The 14,921-nt window shown below is 68.1% G+C and carries 16 protein-coding genes; 10 read left to right on the top strand and 6 right to left on the bottom strand.

The window, feature by feature from the left end; translation table 11 throughout:
• The first annotated feature begins 115 nt into the window (after positions 1-115).
• Positions 116-1,018 carry a response regulator gene (locus HMPREF1224_RS28475; RefSeq protein WP_003096657.1) on the top strand — a complete coding sequence of 301 codons (903 nt, stop codon included), beginning with the start codon at positions 116-118 and terminating at the stop codon, positions 1,016-1,018.
• A 115-nt stretch (positions 1,019-1,133) separates the two neighbouring features.
• Positions 1,134-2,033 carry a peptidoglycan DD-metalloendopeptidase family protein gene (locus HMPREF1224_RS28480; RefSeq protein ID WP_003096656.1) on the top strand — a complete coding sequence of 300 codons (900 nt, stop codon included), beginning with the start codon at positions 1,134-1,136 and terminating at the stop codon, positions 2,031-2,033.
• 34 nt (positions 2,034-2,067) lie between these two features.
• Here HMPREF1224_RS28480 and HMPREF1224_RS28485 read toward each other — a convergent pair whose 3' ends face one another.
• The 3 genes from HMPREF1224_RS28485 to phoB all read right to left on the bottom strand — a co-directional run bounded on the left by HMPREF1224_RS28485 (position 2,068) and on the right by phoB (position 5,604).
• Entirely contained in the window at positions 2,068-3,408 is a 1,341-nt protein-coding gene (locus tag HMPREF1224_RS28485) for a hemolysin family protein (RefSeq protein ID WP_003096655.1), read from the bottom strand.
• 102 nt (positions 3,409-3,510) lie between these two features.
• Complete coding sequence (gene phoR, locus HMPREF1224_RS28490) at positions 3,511-4,842, bottom strand: phosphate regulon sensor histidine kinase PhoR (RefSeq protein WP_003121316.1); 1,332 nt, start codon at positions 4,840-4,842, stop codon at positions 3,511-3,513.
• A gap of 72 nt (positions 4,843-4,914) precedes the next feature.
• The gene (gene phoB, locus HMPREF1224_RS28495; protein WP_003096653.1) at positions 4,915-5,604 is read right to left on the bottom strand and encodes a phosphate regulon transcriptional regulator PhoB; all 690 of its coding nucleotides are present in this window, start codon (positions 5,602-5,604) and stop codon (positions 4,915-4,917) included.
• Between the two features lie 176 nt (positions 5,605-5,780).
• On the opposite strand from phoB, the gene HMPREF1224_RS28500 reads away from it, so the two are divergent.
• Positions 5,781-6,164, top strand: coding sequence for a COG4315 family predicted lipoprotein (locus tag HMPREF1224_RS28500; RefSeq protein WP_003096652.1), 384 nt, complete (start codon positions 5,781-5,783; stop codon positions 6,162-6,164).
• A 23-nt stretch (positions 6,165-6,187) separates the two neighbouring features.
• On the opposite strand, the gene ubiA is transcribed toward HMPREF1224_RS28500, so the two are convergent.
• The 3 genes from ubiA to glcC form a co-directional block, all read right to left on the bottom strand.
• Complete coding sequence (gene ubiA, locus HMPREF1224_RS28505; protein WP_003104612.1) at positions 6,188-7,078, bottom strand: 4-hydroxybenzoate octaprenyltransferase; 891 nt, start codon at positions 7,076-7,078, stop codon at positions 6,188-6,190.
• Positions 7,079-7,104: 26 nt separating this feature from the next.
• Complete coding sequence (locus HMPREF1224_RS28510) at positions 7,105-7,626, bottom strand: chorismate lyase (protein WP_010793638.1); 522 nt, start codon at positions 7,624-7,626, stop codon at positions 7,105-7,107.
• 79 nt (positions 7,627-7,705) lie between these two features.
• A complete protein-coding gene (gene glcC / locus HMPREF1224_RS28515; RefSeq protein ID WP_003096643.1) occupies positions 7,706-8,461 on the bottom strand; it encodes a transcriptional regulator GlcC in 756 nt (251 codons plus the stop codon).
• Between the two features lie 204 nt (positions 8,462-8,665).
• Here glcC and glcD point away from each other — a divergent pair, with 204 nt between their 5' ends.
• The 7 genes from glcD to alkT all read left to right on the top strand — a co-directional run bounded on the left by glcD (position 8,666) and on the right by alkT (position 14,744).
• Positions 8,666-10,165: a glycolate oxidase subunit GlcD gene (glcD, locus tag HMPREF1224_RS28520; protein ID WP_009877269.1), complete on the top strand. Its 1,500-nt coding sequence runs from the start codon at positions 8,666-8,668 to the stop codon at positions 10,163-10,165.
• Entirely contained in the window at positions 10,165-11,244 is a 1,080-nt protein-coding gene (glcE, locus tag HMPREF1224_RS28525) for a glycolate oxidase subunit GlcE (protein ID WP_009877268.1), read from the top strand. The genes glcD and glcE overlap by 1 nt, the downstream gene beginning before the upstream one ends.
• A 9-nt stretch (positions 11,245-11,253) precedes the next feature.
• Entirely contained in the window at positions 11,254-12,480 is a 1,227-nt protein-coding gene (glcF, locus tag HMPREF1224_RS28530; protein WP_003123729.1) for a glycolate oxidase subunit GlcF, read from the top strand.
• A gap of 4 nt (positions 12,481-12,484) precedes the next feature.
• Positions 12,485-12,886, top strand: a complete 402-nt coding sequence (locus HMPREF1224_RS28535) for a heme-binding protein (RefSeq protein WP_003098332.1) — start codon at positions 12,485-12,487, stop codon at positions 12,884-12,886.
• A gap of 133 nt (positions 12,887-13,019) precedes the next feature.
• The gene (locus HMPREF1224_RS28540; RefSeq protein ID WP_003098330.1) at positions 13,020-13,187 is read left to right on the top strand and encodes a rubredoxin; all 168 of its coding nucleotides are present in this window, start codon (positions 13,020-13,022) and stop codon (positions 13,185-13,187) included.
• A gap of 183 nt (positions 13,188-13,370) precedes the next feature.
• On the top strand, positions 13,371-13,538 hold the full coding sequence (locus HMPREF1224_RS28545; RefSeq protein WP_003098329.1) for a rubredoxin: 168 nt from the start codon (positions 13,371-13,373) through the stop codon (positions 13,536-13,538).
• A gap of 51 nt (positions 13,539-13,589) precedes the next feature.
• Positions 13,590-14,744: a rubredoxin-NAD(+) reductase AlkT gene (gene alkT, locus HMPREF1224_RS28550; protein ID WP_009877267.1), complete on the top strand. Its 1,155-nt coding sequence runs from the start codon at positions 13,590-13,592 to the stop codon at positions 14,742-14,744.
• Positions 14,745-14,921 lie beyond the last annotated feature (177 nt).

Genomic DNA, 14,921 nt, shown 5'->3' on the forward strand with positions numbered 1-14,921 from the left:
TCCGCAGGCAAGGCTCCCTTGACCTGGAGCCTTGTTTCTTCGCGCGACTGCAGCAAGGCTTGGCATCCTGCCAGCAGGGGAGGCTATCCTAGGCGGACCTGTCCAGGAGAAGTCGATGAGCAAAGTCAGCGCGCTAGTGGTGGATGACGCCCCCTTCATCCGAGATCTGATGAAGAAAGGGTTGCGCGACAACTTCCCCGGCCTTCATATCGAGGAGGCCGTGAACGGCCGCAAGGCCCAGCAACTGCTCAGTCGGCAGAACGTCGACCTGATCCTCTGCGATTGGGAGATGCCGGAGATGTCCGGCCTCGAACTGCTGACCTGGTGCCGTGCCCAGGAAAACCTCAAGACTACCCCGTTCATCATGGTCACCAGTCGCGGCGACAAGGAGAACGTGGTCCAGGCGATCCAGGCCGGGGTGTCGGACTACATCGGCAAGCCATTCTCCAATGACCAACTGGTGGCCAAGATCAAGAAGGCCCTGAGCCGCAGCGGCAAGCTGGAAGCCCTGGCGGCCCACGCGCCGCGCCGGGAGATCGCCAGCGGCATGGCCAACGATTCGCTGGCCGCCCTGACCGGTGGTCGCGCCGAGGTGATCAAGCCCGCCGCCAGTCCGGCAAAACCGGCCCCCGCGCCGAAGCCGGCTTCGGCTCCCCAGGCCAGCGCGCGTCCCGCCGGCAGCGGCAACCCGCTGGGGCAGGCGCAATTGCGCCTGCCGCAGAGCAGCATGCCCTGCGTGATCAAGGCGGTCAGTCTGAAGGAAGCGCAACTGGTGGTGAAGCGCGCCGACCCGTTGCCGCAGGTGCTGGAAAGCGCGGTGCTGGACCTCGAGGAAAACAGCGACGTGGCGCGCCTGAACGGCTACCTGCACGCCATCGCCGCGCTGGAGCCGAAGCCGGATAGCGATTGGCTGCTGTTGACCCTGCGTTTCGTCGACCGCGACCCGCAGAAGCTCGACTACCTGTCGCGCCTGATCGCCCGCGGAAGTACCCAGAAGCACTACGTTCCCGGCGCCTGAGCGGTTTTTTCCCGACGATCCGTTCACAGCCCGCTCGCTGTCGTCTCGCCCTGGCAATAAAGCGCTGCTAGTCTTGCCGATTCGGGATAACCAGAACGACACGATCCGTGCAGTCATGCTAGGGCGCCTTCTCCTTCTCTGTGGCCTGTTCGCCGCGGCAGCTCCGGCTGCGGCCCTGACCATCTACAAGTACACCGACGCCAATGGCGTGGTGACCTACTCCGACCGCGCCGTGGCCGGGGCGCAGGTGTTCGTCTTCCGCGACCGGATGGTCGAGCACCTGGAACGGGAAGTGAAGCTGGAGACGAAGAAGCACGCGGGTGGCGAGACCCTGCAGGTGCGCAACGACCTCTACGCGCCGGTCGAGGTCGAGTTGCGGATCCGCAACCCGCGCAATGCCGTTGGGGTGCCCGACGGGCCGATTCGCTGGGTGGTCCCGGCGCGCAGCCAGGTGCGCCTGGCGACCCTGGCGCCGCGCAAGGCCGGCAAGCCGATGAGCTACACCCCGAAGCTGCGTTACGCGCTCGGCGACCCGCGCCAGCAGCCGCTGCTCTATCGCTATCCGCTGCCCTGGCGCGGCGGGCCGTTCCGCCTGTCCCAGGGCGCCAATGGCAAGTACAGCCACTTCACCCCCAAGGGCCGCTACGCGATGGACATCGCCATGCCCGAGGGCACGCCGATCATCGCTGCCCGCGGCGGCACCGTGGTGAAGATCGAGAACAACCAGAGCGGGCGCGGCAACAATCCCTCGGGCAACTTCGTCCGCATCCTGCACGACGACGGCACCATGGGCGTCTACCTGCACCTGATGCGCCATTCGGTACTGGTCGCCGAGGGCCAGCGGGTCCAGGTCGGCACGCCGCTGGCGCGCTCCGGCAACACCGGCAACAGCAGCGGGCCGCACCTGCACTTCGTGATCCAGCGCAACGTCGGCCTGGCGCTGGAGTCGATTCCCTACGACTTCGCCCAGCCGGTCGACAGCCTGCCGAACTTCGCTATCGTCCGCGAGCCTTGAAAAGTCACCGGCGCCGTGGCGGCGCCGGCTCGTCTCAGTCGAGCTTGACCACCTTGGCCAGGACGATCTTCGGACCGCGCATCTTCTTCACGATGATCCGCAGGCCCTCGGTGTCGAGGACTTCCTCTTCCTCCGGCACCCGCTTCAGGGTGTCGTAGACCAGCCCGGCGAGAGTGTCCGCCTCGACATGATCGAGGTCGATGCCGAGCAGGCGCTCGAGCTTGAACAGCGGTGTGTCGCCGCGCACCAGCAGCTTGCCCGGCTGGTAGGCGAGGATGCCGCGCTCGGTCTTGCGGTGCTCGTCCTGGATGTCGCCGACCAGCACTTCCAGCACGTCCTCCATGGTCAGGAAGCCGACCACCTTGTGATCGGCCTCTTCCACCACGGCGAAGTGCGCGCCGCCCTTGCGGAACTGCTCCAGCAGGCGCGACAGCGGGGTGTGCTTGGTGACGATCTCCAGCGGGCGCACCAGTTCGTCGAGGTCGAAGGTCTCCGGCAGGCTGTCCAGGGCGGACAGTGCCAGCAGCAGGTCCTTGATGTGCAGCAGGCCGATGAACTCGCCCTTGTGGCTGTCCCAGACCGGGTAGCGGCTGTACTTGTGGCGGCGGATCACCGCGAGGATGTCCGCCAGCGGCGCATCGTGCTCGAGGTAGACCAGGTCTTCGCGGGAGTTGGCCCAGTCGACCACCTCCAGCTCGCCCAGCTCCACCGCCGAGGCCAGCACGCGCATGCCCTGGTCGCTGGGGTCCTGGGCGCGGCTGGAGTGGAGGATCAGCTTCAGTTCGTCGCGGCTGTAGTGATGCTCGTGGTGCGGGCCGGGCTCGCCCTGGCCGGCGATCTTGAGGATGGCGTTGGCGCTGGCGTTGAGCAGCCAGATCGCCGGGTACATCAGCCAGTAGAAGAGGTACAGCGGCACCGCCGTCCACAGCGACAGCAGTTCCGGCTTGCGGATCGCCCAGGACTTGGGCGCCAGCTCGCCGACCACGATGTGCAGGTAGGAAATGATGAAGAACGCGGTGAAGAAGGAGATACCGCGGATCAGTTCGTCGGAGTGCACGCCGATCATCGCCAGCAGCGGTTCCAGGAGTTCGGCGAAGGCCGGCTCGCCGACCCAGCCCAGGCCCAGGGAGGCCAGGGTGATGCCCAGCTGGCAGGCGGACAGGTAGGCGTCCAGCTGGTTGTGAACCTTGCGCAGGATGGCGCCGCGCCAGCCGTGCTGCTTGGCGATGGTTTCCACGCGGGTGGCGCGGAGCTTGACCATGGCGAACTCGGCGGCGACGAAGAAGCCATTGAGCAGGACGAGGAAAAGCGCGAAGAGGATCAGGCCGGCATCGGCGAAATAGGTGGCGATGCTGGTACTAGGAGAAGGGTCCATGGGGGTGTGCGGTAGCCAAAAGGCCCTTAAGAATGAGGGGCTGTGTCGTCGCTTGCAAGCCTTGGCCGTGCCGACGCCGGCGGCGCGGCACTGCGACGAGGTTCACTTCGGCGCCTTGCGCTCGGCCTCGGCGACCTGCGCCGGGGCGAAATGGCAGGTGAAGGTGCTGCCCTTGCCGGGCACGCTGCTGATTTCCAGGCGCGCGCGGTGGCGGATCAGCACGTGCTTGACGATGGCCAGGCCGAGGCCGGTGCCGCCGGTGTTGGAGGCGCGGCTGGAGTCCACCCGGTAGAAGCGCTCGGTCAGGCGCGGCAGGTGCTTGGGATCGACGCCGATACCGGTGTCCTGCACCGACAGGTGCGCGCCCTGTTCGTCGGCCCACCAGCGGATGCGGATCTCGCCTTCGTCGGGGGTGTACTTCACCGCGTTGAATACCAGGTTGGAGAAGGCGCTGCGCAGTTCCGCCTCGCTGCCCTTGAGCTGCACAGCGGGTGCGGCGTCCAGGCTGATGCGGTGGTTGCGCCCGGCGGACAGGGCCTGGGCGTCGTTACGGATGCTGGCGAGGAGAGCGTCCACCGCCACCGGCTTGTTGTCGCCGGGGTAGTCGGTGGCCTCCAGCTTGGCCAGCAGGAGCAGGTCGTTGAGCAGGTTCTGCATGCGTCCGGCCTGCTGCTGCATCTGCTGCAGGGCGCGCAGCCAGCGCGGGTTCACATCCTCGACGTTGTCGAGGAGGGTCTCCAGGTAGCCGGCGATCACCGTCAGCGGCGTGCGCAGCTCGTGGGAGACGTTGGCCACGAAATCCTTGCGCATCTGCTCCAGCTGGTGGACGCGGGTGACGTCGCGGACCAGCATCAGGTGCTCGCGGTTGCCGTAGAGGGTGATGTGGAATTGCAGGCGCAGGCGCTCGTTGATCGGCGAGGGGATTTCCAGCGGCTCGCGGTAATCCTCCTGGTCGAAGTATTCCTTGAAGCGCGGATGGCGGATCAGGTTGCTCACCGGCTGGCCACCGTCCTGCGGGGTCTTCAGGCCGAGCAGGTTTTCCGCGGCGAGGTTCCACCATTCCAGGTTGCCGTCGCTGTCGAGCATGATCACCGCGTCACGCAGGGCCGCGGTGGACTCCTGGATCCGGTCGATCACCGCCTGCAGGCGGCCACGGGCGCGCTGGTTGCGGCGTTGCAGGTGGTAGATATTGTCGAAGACTTCGCCCCAGAGGCCGTAGCTGTCCGGCGGTGGCTCGTCTGGCTGGTGGTTGCGCAGCCACTGGTGCAGGCGCAGTAGCTGCCAGAGGGTCCAGCCGAGGTAGAGAGCCAGGCCGAGGGCCAGGGCCCAGCCGTAATGGCCGCTGACCACGCCGAGCACGAGGCTGGCGGCCAGCACGAGAAGCAGGTGGCGGATCAGCGCTCCACGCCAGTCTTGGTTCACGACGGATTGCATCCTGTCCAGTGGCGGTCCGTCACGGACCGTCCAGGGGAAACGACTCCGGCCGCCGGGCGGCCGGGAGCGGGGTCAGCTCTTGGTGGAGAAACGATAGCCGGTCCCGCGGACAGTCTGAACCAGATTTTCGTAGACCTCGCCGAGCGCCTTGCGCAGGCGGCGGATATGCACGTCGACGGTGCGCTCCTCGACATAGACGTTGCCGCCCCAGACCTGGTCCAGCAGTTGGCCGCGGGTATAGGCGCGTTCCTGGTGAGTCATGAAGAACTGCAGCAGGCGGTACTCGGTGGGGCCCATCTCGGCCGGCTTGCCGTCGATGGTCACGCGGTGGCTGATCGGGTCCAGCAGCAGGCCGCCGACCTCGATCGGCGCCTCGCTGTCGCCAGGCCCGGTGCGGCGCAGCACGGCCTTCAGGCGGGCGACCAGCTCGCGGGGCGAGAACGGCTTGGTGATGTAGTCGTCGGCACCGACCTCCAGGCCCTGGATCTTGTTGTCCTCCTCGCCCTTGGCGGTGAGCATGATGATCGGGATGTCGACGGTCAGTTCGTCACGCTTCAGGCGTCGCGCCAGTTCGATGCCGGAAGTGCCGGGGAGCATCCAGTCGAGCAGGATCAGGTCCGGCTTGCGGTCGACGATCACCGCGTGCGCCTGCTGGGTATTTTCCGCCTCCAGGCACTCGTAGCCGGCCATCTCCAGGGCCACGGCGATCATCTCGCGAATCGGTGCTTCGTCATCAACGATGAGGATTGTCTTGCCAACCATGGTCTTGCCTCGGGTCGATCTGTCTTGCGCCGCATTAGATAACGAAATTGTGTCAGGTATGTGACACAACGGCGTAGTTTCCGCCGACTGCCCGCGGCGGGGCTATGCTCAACAGGTTCCGGTGCCGTCCCTGCGGGCGGCGAACGCTCCACCTGAAGACACAGGAGAGAGACGCGATGAACAGAATCCACCTGGCGCTGGGTCTGGCGCTGGCCCTGCCGGCGTTCGCCGCGCTGGCCCAGGAAACGGTGGCGCCGGCCACCGAGAAGGACGGCGTGCTGGTCGATGGCAAGGGCATGACGCTCTATACCTACGACAAGGACAGCGAAGGGCAATCCGCCTGTTCCGGGCAGTGCGCGAAGAACTGGCCGCCGCTGGCAGCGGCCCAGGGAGCGCAGGCCAGCGGCGACTGGAGCCTGGTCGCTCGCGAGGACGGCACCCAGCAGTGGGCCTACTACGGCAAGCCCCTTTATACCTTCATCCAGGACAAGAAGCCTGGCGACAAGAACGGTGACGGCAAGATGGGCGCCTGGCACGTCGCCCAGCCGGACATGGACTAGATGGTCGCCGGCCTGCGCGCCGCTCAACGCAGCGCGTAGTCGGCGACCGTGCCGAGGAAGATCGCCAGGCCAGCCCAGTGGTTGTGCAGGAAGGCGCGGAAGCAGGCCTGCGGGTCGCGGTCGCGGGTCGACCAGGCTTCCCAGACGAAGCAGGCCGCCGCCACCGCCAGGCCGAGGTAGAAGCACAGGCCCAGTTCGAAGCGGTTGCCGGCCAGCACTAGCAGGAGCAGGGTCAGGCCCTGCAGGCTGCCGATGATCAGGCGGTCGGCATCGCCGAAGAGGATTGCGGTGGACTTGATGCCGATCTTCAGGTCGTCCTCGCGGTCGGTCATCGCGTAGTAGGAGTCATAGGCGACCGTCCACAGCACGTTGGCCAGGAACAGCAGCCAGGCGCTGGCCGGCAATTCGCCGCGCTCGGCGGTGAAGGCCATCAGGATGCCCCAGGAATAGGCGGCGCCCAGCACCACCTGCGGATAGTAGGTGTAGCGCTTCATGAAGGGGTAGAGCGAGGCCACGGCTACCGCGCCGAACGACAGCCAGACGGTCGTTGCATTGGTCAGCAGGACCAGGCCGAAGCTCAGCGCGACCAGGACGGCGAAGGTGATCCAGGCCTCGCGCACGCTGATCTTGCCGGTGGCCAGCGGGCGCGCCTTGGTGCGTGCGACATGGCCGTCGAAATTGCGGTCGGCGAAATCGTTGATCACGCAGCCGGCGGCGCGCATCAGGATGACGCCGAGGACGAAGATCAGCAGGTTCTTCAGTTCCGGCACGCCGTCCGCGGCGATCCACAGCGACCAGAGGGTCGGCCAGAGCAGCAGGTAGATGCCGATCGGCCGGTCCAGCCGCACCAGTTGGACGAAGTCCCAGGCGCGGGGGTGCAGGCGGGCCAGCGGCTTGATCAGGGTGACGAACATGGGGACCTCCGGAGTCGACCGGGGGATTATACGTCGGCGATTCCCGCCTGGTCCCACAGGCGCGGTAGGTACACCTCCGCCACCAGCACCCCGAGCGCGCCGCGGGAAAACCGTGAGCGACGGCCCCAGAGACCCTCGGCGCGGACCTCGGCGGGCAGACCGGCCGCCGGATAGCGGCAGACTTCGATGGGCCCGCGCTCGAAGGCGCTGTCGCTGAACAGCAACTCGCCCAGCGAGCGGGTGCCGAGCAGCGCCAGGTCGAAGCCCGAGCCTTCCAGGGCGCTGCGGGCGAACACCCAGGGACGGTCGTGGCCATGCAGGTAGACCTCGCGGACCCAGCCGCTACTGCCGGTAGGGACGTCGAGCCCCTGGCATTCGTCGTCGCGCAGGGTCTGCCAGCCTTCCAGCAGGGGTTCGACGCGGAACGCGCCGTCGGCCAGGGCGGTCAGGCGCCGGGTCAGCGACCCCTCGTCGAACAGCCAGTCGAGGACGGCGGGGGAGACGCTTGACAGTTGGTCGGCGCGAAGCCAGAGCGCATTGCTGGGCATGACGGGACTACGAGACGGCGGCAGAAGGCGGCGAGGGTAGCACGTTCGGCCGGCGGCCGGTCTGCGACGCGGTGGCGCGTCACCCCCAGCCGTTCAGGCGCAGGGTGGCGCGGACCAGGCGCTGTTCTTCCTGCTCGATCTCCCGCAGGTTGTCGCGGATGCTGTGGATATGTTCGCGCGCCGCCCGTTGCGCCTGGTCCGGCTGGCGCTCGCGGAGGGCCGCGTAGAGGCGCGCGTGCTGGCGGTCGATCTGGCGTTTCTGCGGCGGCCGGTGATAGAGGTTGTTCACTGAGGCGAACACCGTGCTCAGCAGCAGTTCGTTGAGCGATTGCAGGGTATGCACCAGCACCGGATTGTGCGATGCCTCGCTGATCGCCCGGTGGAACGCGTGGTCGCGGCGGGCGTGCTCGCGGGGATCGATCGGCTGGGTTTCCTCGTGGCTGGCGAGCATCTCTTCGTAGCGTCGGGCGAGCAGGACGAAGTCTGCCTCGGTGCCGCGTAGCGCTGCCAGGCGGGCCGCCTCGCCCTCCAGCAGGGCGCGGACTTCGAGCAGGTCGTAGAGGGTGCGCGGCTGGGAGCCGAACAGGTGCATCAGCGGGCTGGCGTCGGCGTTGCGGTCGAGGTCGGCGACGAACGACCCACGGCCATGCTCGGTGTCGATGATGCCGCGCCCGCGCAGCGCCCGCAGGCCCTCGCGCAGGGCCGAGCGCGAGCAGCCGAGCTTGGCCACCAGGCGCCGCTCGGACGGCAGAGCCTGGCCGACCTTGAGCACGCCGTCGACGATCAGCCGCTCGATACGCTCTGCGACCTGGTCGGCCACCCGCTGTTTCTGCATGGAAGCTCCCGTTGCACTGGTAGGACCAGTTGGCTGTCGTTACTCACTATAGAAGCTCAGGGACTTTCTAGCATGCGCCTCATGCCCATGGCTCCTGGTGATACTGGTAGGACCAGTTAGACGCCTGCTGGACCCCGGCGTCCGCGCGGTACAGGCTGGGGACGCTTGCTGATCCCGCCGACAACCACAACAAGGACAGCCGCCATGAACATCCTCTACGACGAGCGTCTGGACGGTCCGCTGCCGCAGGTGGACAAGGATGGCCTGCTGGCCGAGTTGCGCCTCCGCCTGCCCGACCTCGAACTGCTGCACGCCGCGGAAGACCTGCGTCCCTACGAGTGCGACGGACTCTCGGCGTATCGCTGCACGCCGTTGCTGGTGGCATTGCCGGAACGCATCGAACAGGTTCAGGGCCTGCTCGCCCTCTGCCATCGGCTGAAGGTGCCGGTCGTGGCGCGCGGTGCCGGCACCGGCCTGTCCGGCGGCGCGCTGCCGCTGGAGAACGGCGTGCTGCTGGTGATGGCGCGTTTCCGGCGGATCCTCGAGATCGATCCGCTGGGTCGTTTCGCCCGGGTCCAGCCTGGCGTGCGCAACCTGGCGATCTCCCAGGCCGCTGCCCCTCATGGTCTGTACTACGCACCGGACCCGTCCTCGCAGATCGCCTGCTCCATCGGCGGCAACGTCGCGGAGAACGCCGGCGGCGTGCATTGCCTGAAGTACGGCCTGACCGTGCACAACCTGTTGCAGGTGGACATCGTGACCCTGGAAGGCGAGCGCCTGAGCCTGGGGTCCAGCGCCCTGGACAGCGCCGGCTTCGACCTGCTGGCGCTGTTCACCGGCTCCGAAGGGCTGCTCGGCGTGGTGGTGGAGGTCACCGTCAGGCTGTTGCCGCGCCCGCCGGTGGCGAAGGTCCTGCTGGCCAGCTTCGACGATGTGGAAAGCGCCGGGCGGGCGGTGGCCGACCTGATCGGTGCCGGCATCGTCCCGGCCGGGCTGGAAATGATGGACAACCTGTCGATCCGCGCCGCCGAGGATTTCATCCACGCCGGTTACCCGGTCGACGCGGCGGCGATCCTGCTCTGCGAACTGGATGGCGTGGAAGCCGACGTGCACGAGGATTGCGAGCGGGTCCGCGAGCTGTTCGAGGCGGCTGGCTCCACCTCGGTGCGACAGGCCCAAGACGAGGCCGAGCGCCAGCGCTTCTGGGCCGGGCGCAAGAATGCGTTTCCGGCGGTCGGGCGGATTTCCCCCGATTACTACTGCATGGACGGCAGCATCCCGCGCCGCGAGCTGCCGCGGGTGCTGCATGGCATCGCCGAGCTTTCGCGCGAATACGGCCTGCGGGTGGCCAACGTATTCCACGCCGGCGACGGCAACATGCACCCGCTGATCCTCTTCGACGCCAACCTGGCGGGCGAGCTGGAGCGCGCCGAAGCGCTGGGCGGCAGGATCCTCGAGTTGTGCGTGGCGGTAGGCGGCAGCATCACCGGCGAACATGGCGTCGGCCGCGAGAAGATCAACCAGATGTGCGCTCAGTTCAATGCCGACGAGCTGACCCTGTTCCACGCCGTGAAGGCGGCGTTCGACCCGGCCGGGCTGCTCAATCCCGGCAAGAACGTGCCCACCCTGCATCGCTGCGCCGAGTTCGGCGCCATGCACGTCCGCCACGGTCGACTGCCGTTCCCCGAACTGGAGCGTTTCTGATGAGCCAGCCGTATTTCGATCCGGACGCTGGCGCCGACCATGCCGGCGCGCTGCTCGAGCGGGTCCGCGACGCCCTGGCGCGGCGCGCGCCGCTGCGCATCGTCGGTGGCGATAGCAAGGCGTTCCTCGGCAGGCCGGTTGCGGGCGAACCGCTGGCGCTCGCCGAACACCGTGGGATCGTCGCCTACGATCCCTGCGAACTGGTGATCACCGCCCGTGCCGGTACGCCGCTGGACGAGCTACAGGCCGTGCTGGCGCGCGGCGGGCAGATGCTTGCCTGCGAGGCGCCGGGTTTCGGCGGCCGGGCGACGGTCGGCGGGGTGCTCGCCAGCGGCCTGTCCGGACCGCGCCGGCCCTGGGCGGGAGCGGTACGCGATTGCGTCCTCGGGACGCGGCTGATCAGTGGCCTGGGCACCCACCTGCGCTTCGGCGGCGAGGTGATGAAGAACGTCGCCGGCTACGACCTGTCGCGGTTGCTGGCGGGCAGCTTCGGTTGCCTCGGGGTGGTCACCGAAGTGTCCTTCAAGGTGCTACCCATGCCGCGCTGCCAGGCCGGCCTGAGCCTGGACCTGCCGGTGGCGACGGCGTTGCGCAAGCTGGCCGAGTGGGGAGGCCAGCCATTGCCGATCAGTGCGGCCTGCCACGACGGCGAAGCCCTGCGCCTGCGCCTGGAGGGCGGCGAGGGCTCGGTACGCTCGGCGCGCGACCGCCTCGGTGGCGAAGCGCTCGAGGACGGCTTCTGGGCCGACCTGCGCGAGCAGCGCCTGCCGTTCTTCGACGACCCGCGACCGCTCTGGCGCCTGTCGCTGCCGGCGCTGGCGCCGGAGACGCCGTTGCCCGGTCGTCAGTTGCTGGACTGGGGCGGGGCGCTGCGCTGGCTGAAAAGCGACGCGCCGGCCGCGGACATCCGTGCGTGGGCCGCCGCCCATGGCGGTCACGCCACCTGCTACCGCGCCGGCCATCTCGATGCGCCGTTCCAGCCGCTACCGCCTGGACTGCTCGGCCTGCACCGGGCACTCAAACGCCAGCTCGACCCGCAGGGCATCTTCAATCCCGGGCGGATGTACGCCGAACTCTGAGGAGGCGCGATGCAAACCAACCTCTGCGATTCCGCCCGGCAACGCGCCGAGGCCGCCGAAGCCGAGCGCATCCTGCGCAGCTGCGTGCACTGCGGTTTCTGCAACGCCACCTGCCCGACCTACCAGGAGCTGGGCGACGAACTCGACGGCCCGCGCGGACGGATCTACCTGATCAAGCAGTTCCTCGAGCGCGACGAGGCCAGCGAGCGCACCCGCCTGCACCTCGATCGCTGCCTGAGCTGCCGCAACTGCGAAACCACCTGCCCGTCCGGAGTCGAGTACCACAAGCTGCTGGATATCGGCCGCGACCTACTCGCCGAACGCCTGCCGCGCGGCTTCCGGCAACGCCTGCTGCGCGACGGGCTGCGCCTGCTGGCCCCGCGCCCGGGGTTGTTCGGCGCGCTGGCCGGCGCTGCCGGGCGGCTGAGGCCTCTGCTGCCTGAGGCGATGCAGGGCAAGCTGCCACGTCGGGTCGCGGCGCCGGGCAGGCGGCCGCAGCCCCGGCATGCGCGGCGCGTGCTGCTGCTCGAGGGTTGCGTGCAGCCGGCGCTGTCGCCGAACACCAACGCCGCCGCCGCGCGGGTTCTGGACCGCCTGGGAATCAGCGTGACGCCGGCGGCCGCGGCCGGCTGCTGCGGCGCGCTGGATTTCCACCTGGATGCGCAGGAGCGCGGCCGCCAGCGCGCGCGGCGCAATATCGACGCCTGGTGGCCGTTGCTGCGCGAGGGTGCCGAGGCCATCGTGCAGACCGCCAGCGGCTGCGGCGCCTTCGTCAAGGACTACGCCTACCTGCTGCGCGACGACCCACGGTACGCGGACAAGGCGCGCGAGGTCGCCGCCGCTGCCCGCGACCTGGTGGAAGTGCTTCGCGACGAGCCGCTGGAGTCCCTCGGCCTGCGCTGCGACCAGCGCCTGGCGTTCCACTGCCCATGCACACTGCAGCACGCGCAACGACTGGGCGGGGCCGTGGAGGCGGTGCTGCGGCGACTGGGCTTCCATCTCACCGAGGTGGCCGACGGTCATCTCTGCTGCGGGTCCGCCGGCACCTACTCGCTGACCCAGCCGGCGCTGTCCTGGCGTCTGCGCGACAACCGCCTGGACGCCCTGGAAAGCGGCGCGCCGGATGTCATCGCCACGGCCAACGTCGGTTGCCAGGCCCATCTCGACGGGGCCGGACGGACCCCGGTACGCCACTGGATCGAGCTGCTCGACCAGGCCTTGCCCGGAGGAGAGTGAAACCATGCACAGCAAGCCGGTACTCGGCCGCGAGGAGGTCGCCCGCGTCCTTGGCGCGGCCCGCGAGGAGGCACAGCGCCAAGGCTGGGCGGTGAGCATCGCGGTGGTCGACGACGGCGGCCACCCGCTGGCGCTGGAGCGCCTCGACGGCTGCGCGCCGATCGGTGCCTACATCGCGACGGAAAAGGCCCGCAGCGCCGCCCTGGGACGCCGGGAAACGAAGCGCTACGAGGACATGATCAACGGCGGACGCAGCGCCTTCCTCTCGGTGCCGCTGCTGCAGGCCACCCTGGAGGGCGGTGTGCCGATCCTGGTGGACGGACAGGTGGTCGGCGCGGTCGGGGTTTCCGGCGTACGCGCCGAAGAGGACGCCCGGGTGGCGCGGATCGGAGCCGAGGGGTTGTGAGGCGACCGGTGGGCACCACCCATCTTTGGTTGGCCCGTTCGGCACCACCTTGCCTTTCGGGCAGGTTGGCGGACAGGGTGGATTTGTTATAGGTTGCCGGCGCTGAACCGTGGTAACCCGCCCGAGGTAAACAATGAAGAAGTGGCAATGCGTGGTGTGTGGACTGATCTATGACGAGGCCAAAGGCTGGCCGGAAGAAGGCATCGAGGCGGGAACGCGCTGGGAAGACGTGCCTGAAGACTGGCTGTGCCCCGACTGCGGCGTCGGCAAGCTGGACTTCGAGATGATCGAAATCGGCTGAGCCCCGCTCGCCGGCGAAGAAGGCGGCCCTGGCCGCCTTTTTTCATGCCTGGCCAGCGGCCGTCCAGGAGTTATCCTTGGGACTTGGGTCCGGTCATTGACTGTCCTGCCGGGAACGCCCGGCAGCCTTGCCGTTGGCCGGCCACCGACGCTGAGCTAGGTTCGACGAACGAGGAGGGTGGCTATGCGCAAGTGGCAATGCGTGGTCTGCGGCTTCATCTACGACGAAGCCCTGGGCCTGCCCGAAGAAGGCATTCCGGCGGGAACCCGTTGGGAAGACATCCCGGCGGACTGGGTCTGCCCGGATTGCGGTGTCGGCAAGATCGATTTCGAGATGATCGAGATCGCCTGAGCGAAATCCACAGAAGCGGCGCCCGGCGCCGGCAATCACAGAGGAACGGAAATGAGCGAGCGTGCGCCCCTGGTAATCATCGGAACCGGTCTGGCGGGCTACAACCTGGCCCGCGAGTGGCGCAAGCTGGACAGCGAGACGCCGCTGCTGATGATCACCGCCGACGACGGCCGTTCCTATTCCAAGCCGATGCTCTCCACCGGCTTCTCGAAGAACAAGGACGCCGACGGCCTGGCCATGGCCGAACCGGGCGCCATGGCCGAGCAACTGAACGCACGCATCCTGACCCATACCCGGGTCACCGGTATCGATCCCGGCCATCAGCGGATCTGGATCGGCGAGGAAGAGGTGCGTTATCGCGACCTGGTCCTGGCCTGGGGCGCGGAGCCGATCCGGGTGCCGGTCGAGGGCGATGCCCAGGAAGCGCTCTACCCGATCAACGACCTGGAAGACTACGCGCGCTTCCGCCAGGCGGCTGCCGGCAAGCACCGGGTACTGCTGCTCGGTGCGGGGCTGATCGGTTGCGAATTCGCCAACGACCTCTCCAGCGGCGGCTACCAGCTCGACGTGGTGGCGCCTTGCGAGCAGGTGATGCCGGGCCTGCTCCACCCGGCCGCGGCGAAGGCCGTGCAGGCAGGCCTGGAAGGCCTCGGCGTGCGCTTCCACCTGGGGCCGGTGCTGGCCAGCCTGAAGAAGGCCGGCGAGGGGCTGGAAGCGCATCTTTCGGATGGCGAGGTGATTCCCTGCGACCTGGTGGTCTCCGCCGTCGGCCTGCGTCCGCGCACCGAATTGGCCTTCGCCGCCGGGCTGGCGGTCAACCGCGGGATCGTCGTCGACCGCTCGCTGCGCACCTCCCACGCCAACATCTACGCGCTGGGCGACTGCGCCGAAGTGGACGGCCTCAACCTGCTCTATGTGATGCCGCTGATGGCCTGCGCACGCGCGCTGGCGCAGACCCTCGCCGGCAACCCCAGCCAGGTGGCCTACGGTCCCATGCCGGTGACGGTGAAGACCCCGGCCTGCCCGCTGGTGGTGTCGCCGCCGCCCCGCGGAATGGATGGCCAATGGCTAGTGGAAGGCTCTGGAACGGACCTCAAGGTCCTGTGCCGGGATACCGCTGGTCGAGTGATCGGTTATGCCCTGACCGGAGCGGCGGTGAACGAAAAATTGGCCCTGAACAAAGAGTTACCCGGCCTCATGGCTTGAATGCCATTGGTTCCGGCCGTTATGCCGTCGAGACTTGCGGCAAAATTGTCGGACGATACTGGCGCAGTCCTCGGGAGCATGCCATCCTCCATCGCGTCTACCGCAGTCTAGAGCCTATGGTTCCGGTGGACTGCGGTGCCTTTGAGCGCTGCTGGGAAGACAGCACGGACACAAAAA

It is taken from the genome of Pseudomonas sp. P179, assembly GCF_000478485.2.
In the GTDB taxonomy this organism is placed as follows: Bacteria; Pseudomonadota; Gammaproteobacteria; order Pseudomonadales; family Pseudomonadaceae; genus Pseudomonas; species Pseudomonas aeruginosa.

What these genes read in the sequence shown, in the direction of transcription:
- phoR (WP_003121316.1), bottom strand. Translation starts at nt 4,842, where the DNA reads ATGCAATCCGTCGTGAACCAAGACTGGCGTGGAGCGCTGATCCGCCAC.
- HMPREF1224_RS28475 (WP_003096657.1), top strand. Translation starts at nt 116, where the DNA reads ATGAGCAAAGTCAGCGCGCTAGTGGTGGATGACGCCCCCTTCATCCGA.
- glcC (WP_003096643.1), bottom strand. Translation starts at nt 8,461, where the DNA reads ATGCAGAAACAGCGGGTGGCCGACCAGGTCGCAGAGCGTATCGAGCGG.
- HMPREF1224_RS28535 (WP_003098332.1), top strand. Translation starts at nt 12,485, where the DNA reads ATGCACAGCAAGCCGGTACTCGGCCGCGAGGAGGTCGCCCGCGTCCTT.
- HMPREF1224_RS28485 (WP_003096655.1), bottom strand. Translation starts at nt 3,408, where the DNA reads ATGGACCCTTCTCCTAGTACCAGCATCGCCACCTATTTCGCCGATGCC.
- glcD (WP_009877269.1), top strand. Translation starts at nt 8,666, where the DNA reads ATGAACATCCTCTACGACGAGCGTCTGGACGGTCCGCTGCCGCAGGTG.
- glcE (WP_009877268.1), top strand. Translation starts at nt 10,165, where the DNA reads ATGAGCCAGCCGTATTTCGATCCGGACGCTGGCGCCGACCATGCCGGC.
- ubiA (WP_003104612.1), bottom strand. Translation starts at nt 7,078, where the DNA reads ATGTTCGTCACCCTGATCAAGCCGCTGGCCCGCCTGCACCCCCGCGCC.
- HMPREF1224_RS28545 (WP_003098329.1), top strand. Translation starts at nt 13,371, where the DNA reads ATGCGCAAGTGGCAATGCGTGGTCTGCGGCTTCATCTACGACGAAGCC.
- HMPREF1224_RS28500 (WP_003096652.1), top strand. Translation starts at nt 5,781, where the DNA reads ATGAACAGAATCCACCTGGCGCTGGGTCTGGCGCTGGCCCTGCCGGCG.
- glcF (WP_003123729.1), top strand. Translation starts at nt 11,254, where the DNA reads ATGCAAACCAACCTCTGCGATTCCGCCCGGCAACGCGCCGAGGCCGCC.
- HMPREF1224_RS28510 (WP_010793638.1), bottom strand. Translation starts at nt 7,626, where the DNA reads ATGCCCAGCAATGCGCTCTGGCTTCGCGCCGACCAACTGTCAAGCGTC.
- HMPREF1224_RS28480 (WP_003096656.1), top strand. Translation starts at nt 1,134, where the DNA reads ATGCTAGGGCGCCTTCTCCTTCTCTGTGGCCTGTTCGCCGCGGCAGCT.
- phoB (WP_003096653.1), bottom strand. Translation starts at nt 5,604, where the DNA reads ATGGTTGGCAAGACAATCCTCATCGTTGATGACGAAGCACCGATTCGC.
- alkT (WP_009877267.1), top strand. Translation starts at nt 13,590, where the DNA reads ATGAGCGAGCGTGCGCCCCTGGTAATCATCGGAACCGGTCTGGCGGGC.
- HMPREF1224_RS28540 (WP_003098330.1), top strand. Translation starts at nt 13,020, where the DNA reads ATGAAGAAGTGGCAATGCGTGGTGTGTGGACTGATCTATGACGAGGCC.